Genomic DNA, 2,225 nt, shown 5'->3' with positions numbered 1-2,225 from the left:
CAGCGCCCAGAAGTGGACGATGGACAGGCGGTAGGAGTAGACCGGGCGTTCGGCCTGCTTGGGCACGAAGTAGTACATCATGCCCAGGAAGCCGGTGGTCAGGAAGAAGCCCACGGCGTTGTGCCCGTACCACCACTGGACCATGGCGTCGGTGGCGCCGGAATACAGGGAGTAGGACTTCCAGAAGGTGACCGGGATTTCCAGGTTGTTGACGATGTGCAGCATCGCGGTCACCACGATGAAGGCACCGTAGAACCAGTTACCGACGTAGATGTGCTTGGTCTTGCGCTTCAGGATGGTGCCGAAGAACACCACCATGTAGGTCACCCAAACCACGGCAATCAGGATGTCGATCGGCCATTCCAGCTCGGCGTATTCCTTGGTGGTGGTGTAGCCCAGCGGCAGGGTGATGCCGGCGGCGACGATCACGGCTTGCCAGCCCCAGAAGGTGAAAGCGGCCAGGCCGTCGGAAATCAGCCGGGTCTGGCAGGTGCGCTGCACGACGTAATAGGAGGTCGCGAACAGAGCACAGCCACCGAAGGCGAAGATCACCAGGTTGGTATGCAGGGGGCGCAGGCGTCCAAAGCTCGTCCACGGCAGACCGAAGTTCAGCTCCGGAAAGACCAGTTGCGAGGCAATGAAGACGCCCATGCCCATGCCAAGGATCCCCCAGATCACCGTCATGATGGCGAACTGGCGGACCACCTTATAGTTATAAGCAGTCGGACTGATTGCTGTGCTCATTCTAAGGTTCCACGGTTTGGGGTGTTTTGCAGGGAAAAAAGCGGCGGCAAGTATGGAGAAAGCAGGTATCCATTGCAACGCCGGAACCCGTAACTACAAGGCCTCCGGGCATCTGCAACAAGATATTTCAGACCCATAAGGCGGATTTTTCCAGCGGTTATTTAATGCCCGGATGGCGCAAGGGCAGCGCCCTTGCCGGCGGGGCCCGATGTCGGGATAGGCCTGGGGAAAGGTTAGCCCTGCAGACGCACGGACGTGAGGTGCGACACTAGGTCGCATAAATTTGCGCCGGGAACGGCACTCGGGCGAGCGGCGAGCTGGCGAGGCGGGGAAGGGGGGCGCAGGAGCCGTCGGGCGACCCCTGCGCCGGGCTGCGGCTTATTGCGCGCTGCCCTTGGACAGGCTGTACACGTAGGCAGCCAGAACATGGACCTTGTCATTGCCGAGGTACTGTTCCTGGGCTGGCATCTGGCCGTTGCGGCCGTTACGCACGGTCTGCTGCAGTTGGCTCAGGCTGCTGCCGTAGATGAAGGCGTCCGGACGGGTCAGGTCAGGCGCGCCGAGCATGGCCATGCCCTTGCCGTCCGGGCCGTGACAGGCGACGCAGTTGGTCTGGAACACTTCCTGACCGGCGGCCAGGTCGGCACCGTGATCTTCCGGCAGCGGCAGGCCGGCCAGGTTGGCGCGCACATAGGCGGCCACGTTCTTCACGCCTGCTTCGCCGATCACCTCGCCCCAGGCCGGCATGGCGCCCTGGCGGCCGTGCAGGATGGTGGTCTTGATGGTTTCCGGATCGCCGCCCCAGCGCCAGACGTCGTCGGTCAGGTTGGGAAAGCCCTGGGAACCCTTGGCGTCCGAGCCGTGACAGATGGCGCAGTAGGTGGCGAACAGGCGGTTGCCGATCTTCAGGGCCTGCTCGTTCTGCGCCAGCTTCTCGATGGGGGTGGCGCCGAGGCTGGCGAACAGCGGGCCGTAGGCCTTGTCGGCGGCGTCCACTTCGCGCTCCCACTGCTTGACCTGGGTCCAGCCGTCGTATCCGGGCAGGACGCCCTTCCAGTTGCCCAGGCCGGGGTAAAGCAGTAGGTAGCCGAAGGCGAAGACGATGGTGCCGATGAACAGCAGGAACCACCACTTCGGCAGAGGGTTGTCGTATTCCTCGATGCCATCGAAGGAATGGCCCATGGTCTTGCTGCCGCCGTTCGGGGTCTCGCCACGCCGGGTGGCGAATATCAGCCACAGCAGGGCGACCAGGCTGCCGACGGTCAGCAGCGTAACGTACCAGCTCCAGAATGAAGTCATGTGATCAGGCTCCACGAATCCTGTGGGTCCCCGGCCCGTCGGGCCGGGTCGCGGTTATCTCTTGCTCTTGATTGCGGTGCCGAGGCCCTGCAGGTAGGCGACCAGGGCATCCATCTCGGTCTTGCCCTTGACGGCCTCGCGAGCGCCGGCAATGTCTTCATCGGTGTAGGGCACGCCCAGGG

2 protein-coding genes and 1 pseudogene are annotated in these 2,225 nt (G+C 63.2%); all 3 read right to left on the bottom strand.

Going from position 1 to position 2,225, the window contains the following annotated elements:
• On the bottom strand, positions 1-744 hold a 744-nt coding region (locus tag H165_RS0117975), incomplete at its 3' end, for a cbb3-type cytochrome c oxidase subunit I (RefSeq protein WP_040640696.1).
• A 378-nt stretch (positions 745-1,122) separates the two neighbouring features.
• On the bottom strand, positions 1,123-2,043 hold the full coding sequence (gene ccoP / locus H165_RS0117970) for a cytochrome-c oxidase, cbb3-type subunit III (protein WP_017940306.1): 921 nt from the start codon (positions 2,041-2,043) through the stop codon (positions 1,123-1,125).
• Between the two features lie 54 nt (positions 2,044-2,097).
• Positions 2,098-2,225 (bottom strand): annotated as a pseudogene (locus tag H165_RS18875) (cytochrome-c oxidase, cbb3-type subunit II); the annotation flags it as partial.

This window comes from Pseudomonas thermotolerans DSM 14292 (assembly GCF_000364625.1).
In the GTDB taxonomy this organism is placed as follows: Bacteria; Pseudomonadota; Gammaproteobacteria; order Pseudomonadales; family Pseudomonadaceae; genus Aquipseudomonas; species Aquipseudomonas thermotolerans.
This window is presented reverse-complemented; position numbering and strand designations above follow the sequence as displayed.